We start from the raw sequence: 21,643 nt of genomic DNA, 5'->3' as shown, positions 1-21,643 counted from the left end.
CGGTTTTTATGGCTTAATCATGTCGCAATGCCGGGAATTCAAGGCCGGTGCGACTTAAATAGCTCGCTATTATAAAGATCAACGAATGAACTCTACTGATTGTGACCGTTCTGCAACATGAACGCGCTTTGATCTCACAGGACTTATGCCCTGATCAGAGCCTGTAGGCGATGCTGTCGTTCCAAAAGCGATCAAGCCGCTGCAGAGAACGGTTCATAGCTGTAAACTCTTCAACCTGAATGCCGCCGACCTGCTCAATGGACGCAATGTGGCGCTGATAAAGCGACTGCACCTGGTCGGCAATTTCATTGCCCTTATCCGTCAGGCTAACCCGAACCGAGCGACGGTCGGTGCTTGAGCGCTCATGATGAATAAAGCCCATATCGACCAGTTTCTTCAGATTGTAGGAAACATTGGAACCGAGATAGTAGCCGCGCGAACGCAATTCACCGGCGGTGAGTTCAGAATTGCCGATCTTAAACAGGAGCAGCGCCTGCGTTGCATTGAGGTCGTTGCGGCCATTGCGATCAAATTCGTCCTTGATCACATCAAGCAGACGACGGTGCAGACGCTCAACCAATTGCAATGCTTCGAGATAAAGTGTGCGGAGAGCTGCTTCGGGATTCAAAAGCGGAGCAGATGCATCCATTCTATGTTGTGCATTGTTCATTTCTTTTGCCTCTCTGTCGGAGCAACCTTGCATGAGGCTGCTCTCTTCCTGTTGGTCCGGTGTATTTTCTCACCGTTCTTGAGAGGACTTTAGATGCGATGCATAAAATTCGAATTAAAAGTCAGCCTTAACAGTAGCTTACCAAGAGAAATGCAATTTCAGGCTTAACGTTGTGTTACTGATTGGCTCTTTCAGCTGATAAGGCCGATGCGGGATTGCTGTCTTTTTTCAAGGAAAAGCAGCACACGGAAAACAATATAAATAAGGATGCAGACAACGTTAAAGCCCACCGTCACAGGCCTGTATTCAAAGTCGCGTGCAAAAACTGAATAGATGGCGATTTCGCCAAATGCTGCGATAAACCACAAGACCGGCCCCCATGGCGCGCGCATCCACAGACCGGTCGCCGCGACTGGCAAGAGCAGCGCAAGTGCAACGGTCGCGGTCTGCCATTGCCATGGCATGAGATCGAAACGCCACAGCAAGCCCGGCTGAACCCCAATAAGTTTAATCCAATAATAAACGCCGCTCGCAAGAGCGACGAGTGCAATCATCCTTATAAACCACACAAAGGACCATTCGGTGCCGCTGATTTGTCTATGCTGGTGCAGTTCATCCTGGCGCATCAAAAGCTTAGTTCCCTCTCGCCAAGATTAGCAAAATACGCATTGACCATTTCCGGCTTTACTTCATCGATTGAAGCCGGCTTCCAGACTGGCGCGCCATCCTTATCGATCAGCACAGCACGCACACCCTCATAAAAATCATGCTCAGCCAGCATACGCGATGCAATGCGGTATTCCATGCGCATGCAATCATCAAGTTTCAGCGCTCGACCATCAGCAATCTGGCGGAATGTGACAGCCACACTGGTTGGCGAACGTGTGGCAATGACGTTGAGAATATCCGTTGCAGGTTTACTGCCTGCGGCTGCGGCTTTTTCCAAAGCGTTGAGGCATTCGGCAAGCGTTGCGTGTTCAAAACTCTCCGCAATGATTTTGCGGGTTTCGGGCGTGGTCTCAAAATCCGGGTACTGCACACGCGCCAAAGCTGCATCGACATCGGCTTTGGCAATGAGATCGTCGCGAAGGTCTTCGAGATCACTGGCAGCCACCGCATGGGTCGCGATACCGCTTTGCAGGCAGTCGCCCCAGCGAATGCGGTTGCCGGTGAGCGCAAGATAATAGCCAAAATTGTCATGAAGATGCGGCAGGAAGGCACTTCCACCCACATCCGGGAAGAAACCAATGCCGGTTTCAGGCATTGCAAAAAGCGTGTTTTCCGTCACGATCCGGTGCGAACCATGAACCGAAATACCAGCGCCACCACCCATCACAATGCCATTAAGCAGCGAGATATACGGCTTTGGAAAACGTCCGATGCGGGCATTCAGTCGATACTCATCACGGAAAAAGTCAAAGGCGGGTGTGCCTTCGCGTCCTGCTTTATAGGCTGCAACAACGTCGCCGCCTGCACAGAAGGCGCGGCCTTCGCCTTCGATAATAACGCAGGCGACATCCGGGTCTGTTGCCCAGGCCTGCAAAGCGCGGTCGAGGGCGAGAATCATTTTATGCGTCAGAGCATTGAGCGCGGATGTGCGCGTCAGTTTCACCAGCCCCGCTTTTCCCTTGCGCTCAAAGCTGATTTCACTGCCACCACCGAAATCGATTTGCATCATGTCTCTCCCCTATGACCAAAGCGACTCCCGTCATGACTGAATCGCTGAAACCACTTTAACCATTCTTTCTTACGCAAAACCGCTACAACCTGCGCAAAGCCGCTACGCACTTTTGCTGGAAATGATTTTTCACTCACGCATTATCCGACGCAAAACCGCTACGCACTTTTGCTGGAAATGCTTTAATGGGTAGAAAGTGAAACGCCCCGCGTCAATCCTGCACAGGCCATTGTGCTTGGTTTAGCCACTTTTCCCGTGATAAACCGTGCCCATCTGATAACAAGCTTCCGAACCGTTAGATTCCCAAGCTTTCTTCTCTCGGGAACATGTATATGACTGATCGTTTGTCCAACATTTCTTCTGCCAACATTTCTGCTCACGTCGATGATGTGACGCAAAGTCGTCGTCTGCGCCGAATGCGCAAGGCTGACTGGTCGCGCAGACTGGTGCAGGAAACACATCTGACGGTCGATGATCTGGTCCTGCCATTTTTCCTGACTTGCGGAACCAATGTCCGCGAACCAGTGGACGCGATGCCGGGACTTGAACGCTATTCAGTGGATATGGCTGTACGCATGGCCGAGAAAGCCGCCAAGCTCGGTATTCCGGCGATTGCCCCTTTCCCGCGCGAAAAAGCGGAAGTCAAAACAGAAGATGGTGCTTTCGTCGCAAGCCCCGACAATCTGATCAATAGCGCCGTGCGTGCGATCAAAAAAGAAGTACCGGAAATCGGCATCATTACCGATGCAGCACTCGATCCGTTCACAACGCATGGCCATGACGGTGTGTTGCGGGATGGTGAGATCATCAATGATGAATCGGTTGCAATGATCGTTCGCGGCGCGCTTGCCCAGGCCGAAGCCGGTGCCGATATTATCGCACCGTCCGATATGATGGACGGACGGATCGGCGCTATTCGTCAGGCGCTGGATGCCCATGGCTTCCACCATGTGCCCATCATGTCCTATGCAACAAAATTCGCATCCGCCTTCTATGGACCATACCGCGATGCAATCGGGACCGCCGGTCTGCTGAAAGGCGACAAGAAGACCTATTATATTGATCCTGCAAACCCTGACGAAGCGGTGCGCGAGGCTGAACAGGATGTGGCTGAAGGCGCAGACATGCTGATGGTCAAGCCTGGAATGCCTTATCTCGACATCATCCATCGCCTCAAGAGCACATTCCGCCTGCCGACTTATGCCTATCAGGTATCAGGCGAATATTCGATGATCAAAGCGGCCGGCATGAATGGCTGGATTGACGAAGAAAAAGTTATCATGGAAAGCCTGCTGGCATTCAAACGCGCAGGCTGTGATGGCATTCTGACCTATTTTGCACTTGATGTTGCCGAAAAGCTGAACAGTCAGCGCTGACAGGTCGAAATATTATTTCCTTGAAATAGCCAGCTTCGTACACCACCTTGAAACTGTTCCGCATTGGGCGGAACAGCGGACGGCTGTTCCCGGACGTGTCTTTACAAGGACTGGAAGGAAAAATGTCCGACAATATTCTGCACGGCGAAATCATGGGCCCGCGTTTTGAAAGCCGCGCTTTTTTTGAAGGCGTGCGCACACGCCGCATTATGGCTTTTCTGATCGACTATCTCATTGTCTTTCTTTTATGCATTCCGGCTGCAATCGTGATTTTCGTTCTGGGCATCATAACGCTTTCACTGGGGTGGGCGCTTTATGCGTTCATGTTCCCGATCGTCGCGCTGCTATATGTATCGCGCACGCTGGGCGGACCTCAGCAGGCCACAAAGGGCATGCAGATGATGAACATCAAACTGGTGCGCCTTGAGGGCGGGAGCGTCGATCCAATGCTTGCAGTGGTTCACACGGTTCTTTTCTGGGGTTTAAATGTCGTTCTTACACCACTGATCCTGCTCGCGACACTGGTGATTGACCGTAAGCGCACCGTGCATGACCTGTTGCTTGGAACTGCAGTTATCCGTTCGGATCGTTAATCATCAAAAAAATTCAGGGTCGGCTGCACAAAATGTCTATTGACGTTTTGGACAGCCGGCTCAATCTTTAAAGCAGAATAGATGGTTCGGCATTGCCGTTTCGTGGATATTGGATGACCCATCAACCGCAACAGTCTCCGCAGTTTTTCTTAACGGCTCCATCGCCCTGCCCCTATCTTGACGGCCAGATGGAGCGGAAGGTCTTCACACATCTTGTGGGTGATAAGGCCAACGAAATCAATGACCTGCTGACACAGGGTGGTTTTCGCCGCTCACAGAATATTGCTTATCGCCCAGCCTGCGAGCTTTGCCGCGCCTGTGTTTCGGTGCGCATTCTGACGGGCGAATTCGAAATGAACCGCAGTATGCGCCGGGTCTGGAATCAGAATCGTGATCTGATTGGTCGCCAGCACAACGCCCAACCAAGCACAGAGCAATATGCCCTTTTCCGTGACTACCTGGATGCCCGTCACCATTCAGGTGGCATGTCCGATATGACGGTACTCGATTATGCGATGATGGTCGAAGACACCCATGTCAACACGCAGATTATCGAATACCGCAGACGCGGGCCGGACAGTTTTATCAGTGCCAAGGGCGATGGAGAGCTGATCGCGGTAGCGCTCACTGACGTGATGGCGGATGGCCTGTCGATGGTCTATTCCTTTTTCACGCCGCATATGCATGAGCGTTCGCTCGGAACTTTCATGATCCTCGATCATATCCAGCGTGCACGCACGGCTGGCCTTCCCTACGTCTATCTTGGCTATTGGGTCGAGGGATCGCGCAAGATGCAATATAAGACGCGCTTCAGGCCGCAAGAGCATCTTAGCCCACGCGGCTGGCAGAAATTTGAGGGTTAGAAACAATAAGGGCGGCACAGGCCGCCTTTATTTTAAAACTTGCCCGAACGCGGGAAACCCTTTGGAACAAGACGCCCTGCGGAAGCGCGCGCTGCAATCCACTCAACAAGTTCTTCCTTGCTGCGATTGAAAGTACGATCTGCCGAATCCTGCCATGACAGGCCATCAGCGATTGCGAAAGTGCGGACATCGGACACGCCGCCATCCTTATATTTCTGCAAACGAACGCCCTTGCCGCGTGTCATTTCCGGGATTTCCGAAAGCGGGAAGACAACCATCTTCCGGTTCTCGCCCACGACGGCAATGTGATCACCCGAAATGCGCTGGCAAAGCTTGGCTTCATCCGGCGCCTTCACATTCATCACCTGCTTACCCTTGCGGGTATTGGCGACCGCTTCATTCTCAGACACGATGAAGCCATTGCCTTCATGTGATACGAGCAAAAGCTTGGCTTGCGGATCATGGACAAAGGCGGTCAGGATATCCTGATCATTTTCCATATCAACGAGGATGCGGATCGGTTCGCCATGGCCGCGACCGCCCGGAAGCGTGTTCGCACCAATGGTGAAGAATTTGCCACCTGTCGTGAAGAACAGAAGCTTGTCCGTCGTTTCCGCATGGAATGCGAGCTTGAGTTTATCGCCTTCCTTAAACGAGAGCGTCGAGAAATCGGCCATATGGCCCTTCATCGCGCGCAACCAGCCCTTTTCAGACACGACTATTGTGACTGGCTCACGCTCAATCATCGCTTGATGAATGTCTTCAAGATCATGTGTCGGCGCTTCAGCAAAGGTGCTGCGACGCTTGCCCAGTTTGGTTGCCGGTCCAAATTTCTCGCGGACGGCTTTGATCTCAGCGCTGATCTTTTTCCACTGGCGTGTGCCCGAAGCCAGCAGGCCTTCAATATCCGTCTTCTCAGCGGTCAGACCGTCGAATTCTTTGCGGATTTCAAATTCTTCAAGCTTGCGCAAAGAGCGCAAGCGCATATTGAGGATCGCTTCGGCCTGATTATCCGTCAACTCAAAGGTTCGGATCAGCTCCTGCTTCGGTTCATCCTCCTCACGGATGATGCGGATAACTTCATCAAGATTGAGATAAGCAATCAACAAACCGCCAAGGATTTCCAGTCGCTTCTCAATTTCTGCCAGACGATATTCAGAGCGGCGAACCAGCACTTCCTTGCGGTGTTCAAGCCATTCCCTGAGCACGCCGCCCAGTGACAGAACATTCGGCACCTTACCATGCGAAAGCACGTTCATGTTGAGCGAAACGCGGTTCTCAAGCTCGGTCAGCTTGAACAGCGATTCCATCAGCAACTCAGGATCAACCGTGCGGTTCTTCGGTTCAAGAACAATGCGGATATCTTCCGCAGACTCATCGCGAATATCGTCGAGCAGCGGCAACTTCTTGGCCAGAAGCAATTCCGCAATCTTCTCGATCAGGCGCGACTTCTGAACCTGATATGGAATCTCAGTGACAACAATCACCCAGGTTCCGCGATTGCCTTCTTCCTTCTCCCAGCGTGCGCGTGCGCGGAAAGAACCACGCCCGGTGCGATAGGCTTCGACAATATTGGCATGATCTTCGACCAGAATACCGCCGGTTGGGAAATCGGGACCCCGCACCTTGCACTTCAAAAGGGCCGCAGGATCGCTTTCCGCTTCCTTCTTCAACTCTTCCCATTGTTGAGGTGACGTGATCAGTTCCTCAACACTCGCGTCGGGATGATTGATGAGATACAGCGCCGATGAGCAAAGCTCCGCCACATTATGCGGCGGAATATTGGTGGCCATGCCGACCGCAATACCGGCCGAGCCATTGGCCAGCAGGTTCGGGAATGCGCCCGGAAGGACGATGGGTTCCTCGTCCTCTTCATTATAGGTCGGGCGGAAATCGATGGCATTTTCATTGATGCCTTCAAGCAGCAATGTTGCCACTTCGGTCATACGCGCTTCAGTATAGCGCATGGCCGCCGCATTATCGCCGTCGATATTGCCGAAATTGCCCTGCCCGTCCACGAGCGGATAACGCACGGCAAAATCCTGTGCCAGACGTACAAGCGCATCGTAAATCGAGGCGTCGCCATGGGGGTGGAATTTACCCATCACGTCGCCAACGATACGCGCGCATTTCGCATAGGCCTGATCGGGATTGAGGCGCAGCAGACGCATTGCATGCATGATGCGGCGATGCACCGGCTTCAGGCCATCGCGCACATCCGGCAGCGCACGATGCATGATCGTGGACAGCGCATAAGCGAGATAGCGCTCCTCGAGAGCTGACTTAAGATCAACCCGTTCGATGTGTTCTTCGCCGTCACCCGGCGGAATCAGACTTTTACCCATGCCTATCCGTACCAATTGCGCGATTCGTCAGCAAGTAGAGATGAGAACCAATCCAGTACATTCGTCGTAAATATGCCGTCATTGATCTCCTATAAAGAAAATGTAGTGATTTTCTCCACAGCTATCATTGGATGAACAAATCGGGCTGTTTTTCCATTTGTAAAAGCTTATGTAGGCATTTGAATTTTTACCCAATAATCAGGAGCCAATAAATGCAGGTTTTCGTTCTTAGCAAGCAGGCCGCGCGCGTCTTCGCGGCAAGTACGGCACTCTCGCTCGTTCTTGGCAGCGCAGCAATGGCTGCTGATGCGAATGCAGTCGCTGAACGCATCAAGGCACTCTACACAAAGCAGGGTGGCGCGTTAAGCTTTACCAATGTCAAAGCAGATGGCTCTGACATTGTGCTTGAAGGGACCAAGATCAAGCTTGCAACGGTTTCCGACAAGGAAATGGCTGTTGGCGACGTTACGCTTGAAAATGTACAGGACGCCGCAGACGGCGGATACAGCATTGAAAAAGTCACTGTTCCTGACATGGACATCCCTGCTGGCGAAGCAAACAAAAATGACAAGGTTTCCATCAAAGGCATCTCGATGGAAAACGTCTCGATTCCATCCGAAAAGGCTGAAGGTGCACTCAACCAGATCCTTTTCTACGACAAGATGAAAATCGATGAAATGGCATTCGGAACACCAGGTGAAGATGGGGCAACCGTCGAAGGCCTCGAAGTTTCGCTGAATGCAGCCGACCGTTCCGAAAAAATCGATTATGCGCTGAACATTGCCAGTGTAAATGCGAACTTCAAAGATGATGAAAAGAACCCGCTGGCGCCCCTCGACATGACCGCCTTCAATGGCTCGGTCGCATCGAAAGGTACATGGTCGCCGAAGTCTGGTGATGCATCCCTTGATCAGTTTGAAATCAATGCAACGGATTTAGGCAAAATTGACATTACCGGTGCACTTGCTGGCTATGATATTGCCTTCCTCGAAGCTGTTCAGAAAACCCAGCAGAACATGACCAATGCAGATGCCGATAAGGATGCTGCCGGTCTGGCGATTCTCGGCCTTGCTGAACAGCTCAGCCTCAAGAACCTGACAATCCGCTTTGACAATAAAACTCTCACCCAGAAGCTGCTCGACTATTATGGCAAGCAGCAGGGCGCTGACGGCAAAGCGCTTGGTGAACAGCTTAAAATGATGGTGCCGCTGATGGCAACACAGCTCAAGAATCCAGAGTTTGCCCAGCAGCTGAAGACTGCGGCTGAAAAGTATTTTGACGATCCAAAATCGCTGACAATCAGCGCATCTCCAGATCAGTCGGTCAGCTTTGCATCCATCGTTGCGACAGCGTCACTTGATCCGACGAAGATTATCCCGCTTCTCAAAATCGGCGTAGAAGCCAACAACTGATCATAGACAAATTGGTTCAACGAAAACCGGTGAGCGCTGCTCACCGGTTTTTTTTTAACGCCCTAAATAAAAAGCCCGGTCTCGCGACCGGGCTTTTTATTTCAAACTGAGAAGATCAGCTTTTCTGGATTGGTGCTAAGCGAATATGCAGATCGCGCAGCTGTGCTGGCGAGACATCCGAAGGCGCGTTCATCAGAAGATCAAGCGCCTGCTGGTTCATCGGGAACAGCGAGATTTCGCGGAGATTCTTTGCACCAACGAGCAGCATGATCACGCGATCGATACCGGCTGCCATACCGCCATGTGGCGGTGCGCCATACTGGAACGCGCGGTAAAGACCACCGAAACGTTCTTCCACGTCCTGCTGGCTGAGACCAACCTTCTCGAACGCCTTGACCATAACATCCGGCAACTGGTTACGGATCGAACCGGAAGCGATTTCAAAGCCGTTACAGACCAGATCGTACTGATAAGCCTTGAGCGACAGCGGGTCCTGCGTTTCCAGCGCTTCCATGCCACCCTGCGGCATCGAGAACGGGTTGTGTGCGAAGTCGAGCTTCTTGTTGTCTTCGTCCCATTCGTAGAACGGGAAGTCGATAATCCAGGCCAGTTCGAAACGATCACGATCAACGAGGTTGAGTTCTTCACCGGCACGCGTGCGGGCGTCGCCTGCAAATTTGTAGAACTTCGATGGCTGACCGGCTACGAAGAAGCAGGCATCGCCGTCGCCAAGGCCAAGCTGCTCACGAAGAGCTTCGGTGCGTTCTTCACCAATGTTCTTGGCAATCGGGCCTGCGCCTTCAAGCTTGTCACCTTCCTTGCGCCAGAAGATGTAGCCAAGACCCGGCTGACCTTCGCCCTGCGCCCATGAATTCATGCGGTCACAGAATGCGCGGCTACCGCCGGTCTTTGCCGGAATCGCCCAGACTTCAACCTTGGGATCGTTCGCGATCATGTTTGCGAAGACCTTAAAGCCGGAACCAGCGAAATGCTCGGTCACTGCCTGCATTTCAATCGGGTTGCGCAGATCAGGCTTGTCCGAACCATAAGTGCGGATCGCATCGTCATAAGGGATGCGGCGGAACTGCTGCGTGACAGGCTTGCCTTCTGCAAATTCTTCAAAGATGCCGCGCATGACAGGTTCCATCGTTTCCCAGATTTCTTCCTGGGTTACGAAGCTCATTTCGAGGTCGAGCTGATAGAATTCGCCCGGCAGACGGTCTGCACGCGGATCTTCATCACGGAAGCAAGGTGCAATCTGGAAGTAGCGGTCGAAACCGGCAACCATCAGAAGCTGCTTGTACTGCTGCGGAGCCTGCGGCAGCGCGTAGAACTTGCCTTCATGGATACGGCTTGGCACGAGGAAGTCGCGCGCGCCTTCCGGTGAGGAAGCCGTCAGGATTGGCGTTGAAAACTCATTGAAGCCGATTTCGGTCATGCGGCGACGCATCGCGCTAATGATCTTCGTGCGGCTCATAATGTTCTTGTGCAGCGTCTCGCGGCGCAGATCAAGGAAGCGGTACTTGAGGCGGATATCTTCCGGGTAATCCGGCTCGCCAAACACTGGCAGCGGCAGTTCTTTGGCCGCGGCCAGAACCTCAATCTCGGTGGCGAAGATTTCAACATCGCCTGTTGGCAGGTTGGCGTTCACGGCATCGCCTGCGCGGGCCTTCACTTCACCATCGACGCGAATAACCCATTCGCCGCGAACGGTCTCAGCAACCTTGAACGCGGGCGAATCAGGATCGGCCACGATCTGCGTGATGCCATAATGGTCACGAAGATCGATGAAGAGAATGCCGCCATGGTCACGGACGCGGTGAACCCAGCCGGACAGACGGACATTGGAACCCACATCCGATTTGCGAAGGGCTGCGCAGGTATGGCTGCGATAACGGTGCATGATTTCTGCCTTTTGGAACTTTATAAATCTTGTGCATGCAAAGCGCTGCAATTTGGGCGGAAAAGCGCATTTTGATCACGCTTTGTCAAGCCGACAGTGTCTGTGTTAAACCAGCTTGACAGAATATGTCGACAAAAATCACTATTTCCGAGATGTTCCATCGATATATCATTCTTCCGGCGCGCCAGACGGCCTGCGCGTCATTTCTGTTTTAACGGGCATCTTATCCGAAAATCGCTTCACAGTTTTGGGGATGCGCTCTAAAAGAAAAACATGCAGCTCATCACGACCACAGAGGCCCTTGAAGAGGCCGTATCCGCCCTAGCCAAATCCGACTTTGTGACAGTCGATACCGAATTCATTCGGGAAACGACTTTCTGGCCGGAGCTCTGTCTTATTCAGATGGCTTCTCCCGATCACACCGCACTGGTCGATGCCTTGGCGCCGGGGCTGGACCTTGCGCCATTCTTTCGTCTGATGGCGGACCAAAAGGTGGTCAAGGTTTTCCACGCAGCGCGTCAGGACATTGAAATTGTCTTCCATTTGGGCGACCTGATCCCCTCGCCGATTTTCGACAGTCAGGTGGCCGCGATGGTTTGCGGCTTTGGCGACGCTATTTCCTATGATGCTCTGGTGCAGAAAGTCACCGGAAAACATATCGACAAATCATCACGCTTTACCGACTGGCGCCGCCGTCCACTGTCTGAAAAGCAACTCGATTATGCGCTGGCTGATGTTACCTATCTGCGCGACATCTATCTTTATCTCAAAGCAGAATTGGAAAAAGAAGGGCGCTGCGAGTGGGTCAATGAGGAAATGGCCGTGCTGAGCGCGCGCGAAACCTATGATCTGCACCCGGATGATGCATGGAAGCGCGTGAAAACCCGGATGCGCAAGCCAATCGAGCTTGCGATCGTACAATCGGTTGCGGCATGGCGCGAACGCGAAGCACGCGAACGCAACGTTCCACGTGGCCGCGTTATCAAGGACGACACGATTGCTGAAATCGCCCAGCAGCAGCCAAAAGATGCGGAAGCGCTTGGACGTCTGCGTTCGATCCCAAAAGGCTGGGAACGTTCGGCTCAGGCGGCAGGTTTGGTAAACGCCATTCAGGCTGCACTGGCTATTCCAAAAGAAGACCTGCCAAAGTTGCCGAAACAATCGCATTCACCTGAAGGCAGCGCGGCCGCAGCAGATATTCTTAAGGTCCTGCTCAAGCTTGTGACCGAAGAACACGGTGTGGCAGCCAAGATCGTCGCAAACTCCGACGATATCGACAAGATCGCCGCCGAAGGCGAAAAAGCCAATGTTCCAGCCCTTCAAGGCTGGCGCCGTGAAGTTTTTGGTCAGAAAGCGCTTGATCTGATTGATGGCAAGATTGGTATCAAGTTCGAAAACCGGCGTATTCAAGCGGTTGACCTGAACTAAATCAAAAGGCCGGCAGAGAAAACTCCTGCCGGCCTTTTCATGGATAACTTCTGATACGTTTAATGATGCTCGTTTGCGTCAATCGCGCTGTCACCGACGGCGAAGTAAAGGTTTTTTTCCGTCAGTTTTGCAAGCTGTTGCAACCGCCCCTCTGGACGATCCGAAATAAGATCAGCCAGATCGCCAGGCACGACCAGCGCAATGCCATTTTCTTCTTCACGCCAATAAAGACGTGGGATCACGCCCGGCATGGATGCGGAAAGCAGATAGATAACGCGCAGCAAAGCCCCCAGAAGCTTTGCTCGCTCGCGCAGGCGCGGTGTGGCAAGCTGGAGAATCTCCGGCGCAATCTCGTCTTCAACCAATCCTTCATGGCGATAGTAATTGGCGATTGCCATATAAGAACGGCCCGGATGATCGATACCGCCGAATGAGCCATGCGCAATAATGTTGAGCGCCTGCGAGCCGCGATAATCAGGATGCGCGCGCCAGCTGATGTCAGCCACCAGACAGGCTGCCTGTCTGTAACGGCCTTCATCTTCGGTTTCATCAAACCCAAGCACCGGCAAGGAAAGCGTTGTCCATGTTGCAAGCTCCCGGGCGTGGCGCGGTGAACGCGAACGCAGGATCGCCAACTCTTCCGCTGATGCCAGAAGCGGATCAAGCCGCTGCTCGTTTTTAGGCAACAGTGAATAAAGATAGCCTTCACGCACACCCAGCGCCGAGAACACAATCTTGGATGGCTTCATGCGACGGATGGTTTCAAGCAAAACCGTAGCGCCATAGCCAAGCAACTGACGGCGGTTTTTCGACACCGCTTCAATGCCGCGCATTGTGTCGATATTGCCTTTGGCAACACGTGTGAGAAAGCTTTTGGCTTCCACAGGGTCCATCTCATAGCCATGCATGACATGCAGCGGATAATGCTTGGCCGTCATGTGCAGCTTGGCGAGGTTTCGCCAAGTACCGCCAACAGCATAAAAGACTTGCCCCTGATGCTCTTCAAGAAGGGTTGCACGCGCCAATTCCGTACGGGCAATCTTCGCCGCTTCCGGCAGTTGCTCGTTGGACATATCCTGCAAGCGCAGACCGCCCAATGGAAGGGTAATGCCCTCCCCGACCTCATGGTCATTGACGGCAACCAGCTCCAGGCTACCACCGCCAAGGTCGCCGGTTACGCCTTGCGGTTTGTAAAAACCTGAAATGATACCCAAAGCGGAGTAGTAAGCTTCTTCTTTGCCGGACAGCACTTCAATGTGCCGTCCAAGAATAGCCTCGGCCTGAGAAATGAAATCGGGGCCGTTTTTTGCTTCGCGTGCAGCGGCAGTTGCCAGCGCATGAATGGAGATCGCCCCCGCCTGTTCGGCCAGAACGCGAAAACGCTTCAATGCGCGCAGCGCGATATCGACAGATTTCTCATTGAGTTTCCCGGTCTTGGCCAGTCCTTTGCCAAGACCGCAGAGAAGCTTTTCGTTGAAAAGCACTGTCGGAGACCGGACAATGCCTTCATAAACGACAACACGGATCGAGTTGGAACCGATATCGATAACCGCAACGGGTTTAAGACCCTTCAATCGGCCTTGTGCGACTGCTGGACTCATGAAGTCGTGTTTCTTTCCGCCTGCACACGCTTACGATGCGCAATGAGACGGGGGGCAGATGACTTCAGCGACTTTCCGCGACCCGACAAGCTCGGATTTGTCATGAAATATTCCTGCGCGTTGAAAGCTTCTTCTCCATCCTCTTTTTCTATCCGGCGAGAGGTACCATCCGCAAGTAGCTGATAGCTCTGTTGATTATCAATTATGTTGGCAAACATGATTTGAGACAGGATTTGCTGGTGCACTGTGGCATTGGTGATCGGCACCAGTGTCTCGACGCGACGGTCTAGATTACGCGGCATCATGTCGGCGGAACCGATATAGACGATCGCCTTGTCGGAAGGCAGATCATGGCCGTTTCCGAAGCAGAAAATGCGGCTATGCTCGAGAAAACGCCCGACAATCGACTTGGCGCGAATGTTGTCCGAAAGGCCCGGAACGCCTGGCCGCAGACAGCAGATGCCACGCACGACAAGGTCCACATGCACACCAGCCTGGCTGGCCTTGTAAAGTGCATCAATAATCTGTGGATCAACGAGCGAGTTCATCTTCATCCAGATGGCCGCCGGCTTCCCGGCCTTCGCATTGGCGATCTCGTCATCAATATGCTTCAAGATTCGCGCGCGCAATGTCAGTGGTGAAATCGCAATTTTCATTTCTTCAGCAGGCTGCGCATAGCCGGTGATGAAGTTAAAGATATGAGCCACGTCACGCGCAATGTCGGCATCGGACGTGAAGAAAGACAGGTCGGTGTAAATGCGCGCCGTAATCGGATGATAATTGCCCGTGCCAAGGTGAACATAGGAGCGCAGTTTCTGGTCTTCACGGCGGACGACCAATGACATCTTTGCGTGCGTTTTGAGTTCGATAAAGCCAAACACCACCTGAACGCCTGCGCGCTCCAGATCGCGCGCCCAGCGGATATTTGCTTCTTCGTCAAAACGCGCCTTGAGCTCAACAAGGGCTGTCACCGACTTGCCAGCTTCTGCCGCATCAACCAGCGCGCGCACGATTGGGCTATCGTTGGAGGTACGGTACAATGTCTGCTTGATTGCCAGCACATCCGGGTCAGCCGCAGCCTGACGCAGGAACTGCACCACGACGTCAAATGATTCATAGGGATGGTGAACCACGATATCCTTTTCACGAATCGCGGCAAAGCAATCGCCGCCATGTTCGCGGATACGTTCAGGGAAACGCGGATTATAGGAAACAAATTTGAGATCATCGCGCGGAATCGAAACAACTTCCGAAATCATGTTGAGTGCTAAAAGACCTTCGAGAACACTGATACGGTTTTCCGAGACGCCAAGTTCTGTCGCCACAAAAATCCGAAGTGCCTCAGGCATTTCTCCATCAAACTCAATGCGGATAACCTGACCGCGGCGGCGGCGTTTCAACGCTGTTTCAAAAAGACGAACCAGATCTTCGGCTTCTTCTTCCACTTCAATATCGCTGTCGCGAATGATGCGGAAAGTGCCTGCGCCACGCACTTCATAACCGGGGAACAGGCGACCGATAAACAGGCTGACCGCATCTTCAATTGTGATGAAGCGGAAAGCATTCTGTTGTTCTGGCGGAAGCTGAATGAAGCGCTTCAAGGCGACCGGAATACGCAAGAGGGCTGTCATTGGATGGCCATCGAGACGGCGCGCGAGTTGCAACGCGATCGAAAAGCCAAGGTTTGGAATGAACGGGAACGGATGCGCCGGATCAATTGAAAGCGGTGTCAGAACCGGGAAAATCGTTTCCAGGAAGTGGCTTTCCAGCCATTCCTTTTCTGTGTTCGACAAAGCCGATGGACGCACGATCTCGATATTCTCTTTTTCAAGTTCTTCACGCAGCGTGCGCAAACACGCTTGCTGCCCCTCCTGCAAGCGACCGACCTCTTCCAGAACGAAATCAAGCTGCTCCTGTGGCGTGCGACCATCCGCACTGCGCAAGGCAACGCCTGCACGCACCTGCGCGGCAAGGCCCGCGATGCGCACCATGAAAAACTCATCAAGATTTGCCGCTGAGATCGACAGAAAACGCAAACGTTCCAGCAAGGGCTGGCGGATGTTGGCCGCTTCTTCCAGCACACGGCGATTGAACTGCAACCACGAAAACTCACGATTAACGAAGCGTTCAGGGCTTTGCATCAGCTCGGCTGTCTTGTCACTGTTCAAAGCTTCGTGAGCATTCTGAGCAATGACGGACTTCTGGCCCATGGAATGGCCATTTTCCAAAGGAGCTGGCAAATTATCGGTCTGAGTTGCCACAACGCTGTTTTCGTTCATTTTTCCTATCCCGGTTACTACCGGCATATCCCGGCGCGACGATAAGCCTATGGCTGTCATATGACAGTTTGATAGCAAACCGCTTGAAATGTCCCCAGAATTGATGAAAACGCTTTCAGAAACAAGCCGTACACGGTAAATGCTAAAAAAATAGCTATCCTGAATTGGGTATCGCGATCCACAAGCTCCGGAGCCTATCATGTCCGATCACATCATCCCGCACTTCCAGAACGACGCTGGTCACAATTCTATAGAAATCGGCGTGAAGGAATTCATGTGCGTCGGCGCAAACCCACCTTTTGATCATCCGCACGTCTTTCTGGACATGGGCGACGAAAGTGAAGTCGTCTGCCCATATTGCTCGACGCTGTACCGCTACAATGCACAGCTTCATGCTGACGAGACCGTGCCTGCCGGCTGTGTTTACGAAGCACCCGCAGACAAAGCTGCCTGAATATAGCAAGCGGCATGCGTGCCGCTGATATGATGAGCAGCTTGAGCAAACGCCACATATTGATTGCAGGGGCCGGAGTTGCCGGTCTGAGTGCCGCGCTGGAATGTGCGGCGCGGGGCTGGAGTGTTGAACTGTTTGAGAAAGCGCAAGCCTTGTCGGAAGTCGGCGCAGGCTTGCAGCTCGCCCCCAATGCGATGCGTCACCTTGAACGCCTTGGCGTTGCAGATCGCCTCTGCTCGCAAGCTGTTACGCCCCAAGCACTCTACCTTATGGATGGACGCAAGGCTCGCCCCCTGCTCGCAATGCAGTTGGGTGATGAGGCATTACAACGGTGGCACCATCCTTATGTTGTCTGCCATCGCGCTGATTTGCAATCAGCTCTGTTAAATGCCTGCACCGACCATCCAAATATTGAAATCAATCTCGGCTCGGAAATTATCGAACATAAGGCTGATAACAACGGCATCTCTGCAACAGTCAGACGTGGTGCAGCAGAGGAAAAAATCGCAGCCAGCTATCTGATCGCCTGTGACGGCGTCTGGTCTGCGCAACGCGCGAAGGCCGGATATAATAAAGCGCGTTTCAGCGGTCACATTGCCTGGCGCACAACACTTGCAACTGACGCGCTACCCGCAAGCTTTAAGGCAGCAGTCCCGGAACAAAAGGCTGTTTCTGCGTGGCTTGGCAACAAAGCGCACTTCATTGCCTATCCGGTAAAGGGCGGAGACTTCTTCAACTTTGTCGCCATTACGACTGGCGATAATCCCGGCGAAGTTTGGTCAAAGACGGGTGATGTTTCGCGGCTAAGATCAATTTACGCAGATTGGAGTGCACCGGTTCGTGATATTCTGGCTGCACAAACGCAATGGACTTATTGGCCACTTTTTGAAATGGCTGAAGCGCTGTTTGTCGGCCCAGACAGAACGATTTTCCTTGGCGATGCCTCACACGCTGTTACGCCCTTTGCTGCGCAGGGGGCTGCCATGGCAATTGAAGATGCGGCAGCACTTGCCGAGGCACTGGATGACCGGGAGCCACAATCAGCGCTAAAGCGGTTTGATTCTGTTCGAAAAGCGCGGATTGCTGCCGTTGGCAAACGCGGTCAGATGAATCGGTTTGCCTACCACGCAACAGGTATCTTTGCGCTCGGACGCAACATGCTTTTTGCCACGCGCAGCGCTGATGCCTTTCTCAAAGATCTGGACTGGCTTTATGGCTATGATGCCGTTCAGGCTGTGCGCGGTTGATTAAAAAGCAACGCAGAAGATCCTTTTACAAAGCCCAGTTTTTCATAAAAGGGCACCAGACAATCAGGGCAATAGAGTTCAAAGCTGCTCACCCCGCGTAGCTTCTCGTGGTTCAGTAGACGTTGAACAAGCATTTTCCCAAGCCCCTGCCCGCGTGTTTGCTCGGCCACGATGACATCAAAAATCATCGCCTTGAATGTGAAATCGGTCAAAACGCGTGCGAAACCAATGATTTCATCATTCTGATCACGACAAAACAATGTGAGATCGCAGTGTTTGAGCATCTTTATGACATCTTCAAACGAACGCGCTGCAGTCCACCACTCTTTCCTGTAAAAAGAATAAAACTCCCGATGCGCCTCGGGAGGCAGATATTCGCTCCAATGAAAGTCTGTCATCTTCACCTCATAAACCCCGGCATACCAAGGCAACCATAATCCCGATAACAAAACACCCGCCGTTATCAGCGGCGGGTGTTGTTATGAAACAATTCGTTTGGTCAGTGTAGAATCTGACTGAGGAACAGCTTGGTGCGTTCATGCTGCGGATTGTCGAAGAACTCGGCAGGTGAATTCTGCTCAACGATCTGGCCCTGATCCATGAAAATCACGCGGTTTGCAACCTGCCGCGCAAAGCCCATTTCATGCGTAACGCAAATCATGGTCATGCCTTCATCGGCAAGGCTCACCATTGTATCGAGCACTTCCTTGACCATTTCCGGATCAAGTGCAGAAGTCGGCTCATCGAACAGCATGACTTTCGGGTTCATACACAGTGCGCGGGCAATGGCCACACGCTGCTGCTGACCGCCCGAAAGCTGGCCCGGATATTTGTTGGCTTGTTCCGGAATCTTCACGCGCTGCAAATAATGCATGGCGATTTCTTCCGCCTGCTTCTTTGGCATTTTGCGAACCCAGATTGGTGCCAATGTGCAGTTTTCCAGAATGGTCAGATGCGGGAAGAGGTTGAAATGCTGGAAGACCATACCGACTTCACGGCGCACTTCGTCAATCTTCTTGAGATCATTGGTGAGCTCAATGCCATCGACAATGATCTGACCCTTCTGGTGCTCTTCCAGACGGTTGATGCAGCGGATCATGGTCGATTTGCCGGAACCCGAAGGACCGGCAACGACGATGCGTTCGCCACGCATCACTTTCAGATTGATGTCACGCAGCACGTGGAATTCACCATACCACTTGTGCATGTTCTTGATCTCGATCGCCACTTCAGTCTTTGAGACTTCCAGTTTTGAACGGTCAATTTCGACACCGAGCTCGGATTGCGGGAGGGCGCTTTGTGCACTCATTTTCATTATTCCCTTGATTCTTATCGTTTATGACCCGTGTCGAGCCTTCGTTCCATGAATATAGAGTATCGCGACATGGCGAAACAGAAAATCCAGAAAACGAAGCCCGCGAAGATCAAGCCGGTTGCAGGTGTCTGTGGAGAAACCCAGTTCGCATCGGAAAAGTTCTGACGCACAATACCAAGCAGATCAAACATGCCGATGATGTAGACAAGGCTGGTGTCTTTGAACAAGCCAATGAACGTGTTGACGATGCCCGGAATGACCAGCTTCAAAGCCTGCGGCAATATGATGAGGTTGGTCTTCTGCCAGTAGCTAAGACCAAGTGCATCCGCACCTTCATATTGCCCTCGCGGAATGGCCTGAAGCCCACCGCGCACCACTTCCGCCATATAGGCCGAAGCGAACAGCGCCACACCGATAAGCGCACGCAACAACTTGTCGAAAGTTACGCCCGGCGGCAGGAACAGAGGCAACATCACACTCGCCATGAAAAGCACGGTCACCAACGGCACGCCGCGAACCATTTCAATAAAGATGATGCAGAAGGTCTTGATGACCGGCAGCTTGGAGCGTCGTCCCAAAGCCAGCACCACACCCAATGGCAGCGACACGGCTATGCCCACGAAAGACAGTACCAGCGTCACCAACAGACCACCCCAGAGCGCCGTTTCCACATAAGGAAGGCCAAATGAGCCACCGACCATCAGGAAAAACGCAACCACCGGAAAAACCAGCAAGAATAAAATCGCATTAATGACCTTATGCGGTATTTTCGGGATCAGCAAAGGAACCAGCAGAACCACGAAAAAAACCGCAGTCAGGTTGACACGCCAGCGTTCCGAAACCGGATAACGCCCGTAGATAAACTGCTCGTGTTTCGCCTTCACAAAGGCCCAGCACGCACCAGACCAACCCTCCGGCTGTATACCACCCTGCGTGACAGTCAGGCAGGCTGTTCGGTCTGCACCAGTCCAGGCTGCATTAACAAACAGCCACTGAATCATGGGCGGCAGAAACCAGGCCACAACGGCCAGACCAAAAATTGTGAGTGCCGCATCAGCGGGCGTCGCGAAAAGATTGACCCGCAGCCAATGTGACAAGCCATGAACTGAGCGGGGCGGCTTTTCGCCTTCGACCAATTGCGAACGAACGTATTGGAGATTTGTGTTTTCCATGGTCATCTCTCCACCAGTGCCATTTTCGCATTGAACCAGTTCATCAGACCGGAAACGATCAAGCTGATGCTGAGATAAATCACCATCCAGATCGCGACGACTTCAACAGCCTGCCCCGTCTGATTGAGGATCGTGCCACCCACAGCCACAAGATCCGGATAACCGATCGCAATAGCGAGAGAGGAGTTTTTGATCAGATTGAGATACTGACTGGAGAGCGGTGGAATGATGATGCGCAGCGCCTGCGGCACGATGACCAACCGCATTGTTTGCCCCGGACGCAAGCCAACTGCATAGGCAGCTTCTGTCTGGCCTTTGTTTACACCGAGCACACCTGCGCGCACAGTTTCTGCAATGAAGGAAGCGGTATAGAACGACAAAGCCAGAAACAGTGCGAGAAATTCCGGCTTAACCTGCGCGCCGCCTGTCAGATTGAAGGTGCCAAGTTTCGGAAAATCAAACGAAACAGGAAATCCGGTCGCAATCAGCGCCAGTATCGGTAAACCGATGATCAAAGCCGCACAAACGCGTATTGTATGAAACGGTTTTCCTGTCGCCATCTGCCGATGCTTCGCCCAGCGCGCAACGATGAAAGAAGCGACAATTCCAAGCAACAATGCGGCTGGCAGCAGCCATGCGCCTTCACCCCATACGGGCGACGGCATGAAAAACCCACGATTGTTCAGATAGGTGCCGAGCGGCAGAGACAGACTTTCCCTTGCCTGTGGCAACACGGAAAGCACCCCGAAATACCAGAAAAAAATCACAAGCAGAGGCGGGATGTTTCGGAAAACCTCAACATAGACCATACAGATCTTGCGGATAAGCCAGTTGCGGGATAAACGCCCGACGCCGACAAGAAAACCGATGATTGACGCCAGAACAACGCCCAGGCCTGCCACATAAAGCGTATTCAGAAGGCCAACAAGAAAAGCTCTTCCATAGGTCGAATCGCTGGAATATGGAATCAGCGTCTGGCTGATATCGAACCCCGCACGGCCATTTAGAAAGCCGAAACCGGAAGCGATATTGGCGCGCTGGAGATTGGTGATTGTGTTGCCGACAATCCAATAGATTGCGCCAATCACCGCACCAAAAACAATGACCTGATAGAAGATGCCGCGAATTCGCGGATCGTACAGGAGCGAAATTTTGCCGCTATCCTCGCGACGTTCAGTTACAGAATAGGAAGCCATATGTTTCCTGTGCTTCTCGGCTGGCAGCATCGATGTCGAGCGAGAAAGGCTGACCGCGTTTGCGGAGCAATTCCTGAAATTGAGGCATCGAATGCCGAACCGTTCGGTCTT

18 protein-coding genes are annotated in these 21,643 nt (G+C 52.7%); 7 read left to right on the top strand and 11 right to left on the bottom strand.

Annotated elements, in window-relative coordinates:
• Window positions 1–154: 154 nt before the first annotated feature.
• From ldtR to VBH83_RS07060, 3 genes are all read right to left on the bottom strand, one after another.
• Window positions 155–670 (bottom strand): transcriptional regulator LdtR, encoded by a 516-nt coding sequence (ldtR, locus tag VBH83_RS07070; protein ID WP_396996931.1) that lies wholly within the window; start codon window positions 668–670, stop codon window positions 155–157.
• A gap of 191 nt (window positions 671–861) precedes the next feature.
• The gene (locus VBH83_RS07065) at window positions 862–1,296 is read right to left on the bottom strand and encodes a DUF6163 family protein (protein ID WP_265983376.1); all 435 of its coding nucleotides are present in this window, start codon (window positions 1,294–1,296) and stop codon (window positions 862–864) included.
• Window positions 1,296–2,345 carry an enoyl-CoA hydratase/isomerase family protein gene (locus VBH83_RS07060; RefSeq protein ID WP_265983872.1) on the bottom strand — a complete coding sequence of 350 codons (1,050 nt, stop codon included), beginning with the start codon at window positions 2,343–2,345 and terminating at the stop codon, window positions 1,296–1,298. Before VBH83_RS07060 ends, VBH83_RS07065 begins: the two co-directional genes overlap by 1 nt.
• Window positions 2,346–2,680: 335 nt before the next feature.
• Between VBH83_RS07060 and hemB the strand changes: the two genes are divergently transcribed.
• From hemB to VBH83_RS07045, 3 genes are all read left to right on the top strand, one after another.
• Window positions 2,681–3,724, top strand: a complete 1,044-nt coding sequence (hemB, locus tag VBH83_RS07055) for a porphobilinogen synthase (RefSeq protein ID WP_265983375.1) — start codon at window positions 2,681–2,683, stop codon at window positions 3,722–3,724.
• A gap of 122 nt (window positions 3,725–3,846) precedes the next feature.
• On the top strand, window positions 3,847–4,317 hold the full coding sequence (locus VBH83_RS07050; protein WP_265983374.1) for an RDD family protein: 471 nt from the start codon (window positions 3,847–3,849) through the stop codon (window positions 4,315–4,317).
• Window positions 4,318–4,430: 113 nt separating this feature from the next.
• Window positions 4,431–5,180 (top strand): arginyltransferase, encoded by a 750-nt coding sequence (locus VBH83_RS07045; protein ID WP_265983373.1) that lies wholly within the window; start codon window positions 4,431–4,433, stop codon window positions 5,178–5,180.
• A gap of 32 nt (window positions 5,181–5,212) precedes the next feature.
• Here the strand turns inward: VBH83_RS07045 and VBH83_RS07040 are convergent, their stop codons facing one another.
• Window positions 5,213–7,525 carry a DNA topoisomerase IV subunit A gene (locus VBH83_RS07040; RefSeq protein ID WP_265983372.1) on the bottom strand — a complete coding sequence of 771 codons (2,313 nt, stop codon included), beginning with the start codon at window positions 7,523–7,525 and terminating at the stop codon, window positions 5,213–5,215.
• A gap of 212 nt (window positions 7,526–7,737) precedes the next feature.
• On the opposite strand from VBH83_RS07040, the gene VBH83_RS07035 reads away from it, so the two are divergent.
• Window positions 7,738–8,937: a hypothetical protein gene (locus VBH83_RS07035; RefSeq protein WP_265983371.1), complete on the top strand. Its 1,200-nt coding sequence runs from the start codon at window positions 7,738–7,740 to the stop codon at window positions 8,935–8,937.
• A gap of 115 nt (window positions 8,938–9,052) precedes the next feature.
• On the opposite strand, the gene aspS is transcribed toward VBH83_RS07035, so the two are convergent.
• Window positions 9,053–10,840 carry an aspartate--tRNA ligase gene (gene aspS / locus VBH83_RS07030; RefSeq protein ID WP_265983370.1) on the bottom strand — a complete coding sequence of 596 codons (1,788 nt, stop codon included), beginning with the start codon at window positions 10,838–10,840 and terminating at the stop codon, window positions 9,053–9,055.
• A 273-nt stretch (window positions 10,841–11,113) separates the two neighbouring features.
• On the opposite strand from aspS, the gene rnd reads away from it, so the two are divergent.
• A complete protein-coding gene (gene rnd, locus VBH83_RS07025; RefSeq protein ID WP_265983369.1) occupies window positions 11,114–12,268 on the top strand; it encodes a ribonuclease D in 1,155 nt (384 codons plus the stop codon).
• Between the two features lie 59 nt (window positions 12,269–12,327).
• On the opposite strand, the gene ppx is transcribed toward rnd, so the two are convergent.
• A complete protein-coding gene (gene ppx, locus VBH83_RS07020; RefSeq protein WP_265983368.1) occupies window positions 12,328–13,869 on the bottom strand; it encodes an exopolyphosphatase in 1,542 nt (513 codons plus the stop codon).
• Entirely contained in the window at window positions 13,866–16,079 is a 2,214-nt protein-coding gene (locus VBH83_RS07015; protein ID WP_396996963.1) for an RNA degradosome polyphosphate kinase, read from the bottom strand. The genes ppx and VBH83_RS07015 overlap by 4 nt, the downstream gene beginning before the upstream one ends.
• A 268-nt stretch (window positions 16,080–16,347) precedes the next feature.
• Between VBH83_RS07015 and VBH83_RS07010 the strand changes: the two genes are divergently transcribed.
• Together VBH83_RS07010 and VBH83_RS07005 are read left to right on the top strand one after the other, a co-directional pair.
• Complete coding sequence (locus VBH83_RS07010) at window positions 16,348–16,602, top strand: zinc-finger domain-containing protein (RefSeq protein WP_265983366.1); 255 nt, start codon at window positions 16,348–16,350, stop codon at window positions 16,600–16,602.
• A gap of 59 nt (window positions 16,603–16,661) precedes the next feature.
• The gene (locus VBH83_RS07005; protein WP_396996961.1) at window positions 16,662–17,849 is read left to right on the top strand and encodes an FAD-binding protein; all 1,188 of its coding nucleotides are present in this window, start codon (window positions 16,662–16,664) and stop codon (window positions 17,847–17,849) included.
• Here the strand turns inward: VBH83_RS07005 and VBH83_RS07000 are convergent.
• From VBH83_RS07000 to VBH83_RS06985, 4 genes are all read right to left on the bottom strand, one after another.
• Complete coding sequence (locus VBH83_RS07000) at window positions 17,831–18,247, bottom strand: GNAT family N-acetyltransferase (RefSeq protein ID WP_265983365.1); 417 nt, start codon at window positions 18,245–18,247, stop codon at window positions 17,831–17,833. The genes VBH83_RS07005 and VBH83_RS07000 overlap by 19 nt on opposite strands.
• Before the next feature lie 101 nt (window positions 18,248–18,348).
• Window positions 18,349–19,158, bottom strand: a complete 810-nt coding sequence (locus VBH83_RS06995; protein WP_265983364.1) for an amino acid ABC transporter ATP-binding protein — start codon at window positions 19,156–19,158, stop codon at window positions 18,349–18,351.
• A 20-nt stretch (window positions 19,159–19,178) separates the two neighbouring features.
• Window positions 19,179–20,336 carry an amino acid ABC transporter permease gene (locus VBH83_RS06990; RefSeq protein ID WP_265983363.1) on the bottom strand — a complete coding sequence of 386 codons (1,158 nt, stop codon included), beginning with the start codon at window positions 20,334–20,336 and terminating at the stop codon, window positions 19,179–19,181.
• A gap of 2 nt (window positions 20,337–20,338) precedes the next feature.
• A complete protein-coding gene (locus tag VBH83_RS06985) occupies window positions 20,339–21,532 on the bottom strand; it encodes an amino acid ABC transporter permease (protein ID WP_396996924.1) in 1,194 nt (397 codons plus the stop codon).
• Window positions 21,533–21,643: the final 111 nt, after the last annotated feature.

The organism is Ochrobactrum sp. S1502_03, assembly GCF_044435015.1.
In the GTDB taxonomy this organism is placed as follows: Bacteria; Pseudomonadota; Alphaproteobacteria; order Rhizobiales; family Rhizobiaceae; genus Brucella; species Brucella chromiisoli.
Note: the sequence above shows the minus strand (reverse complement) of the source record. Positions and strands in the feature narration are given on the sequence as shown.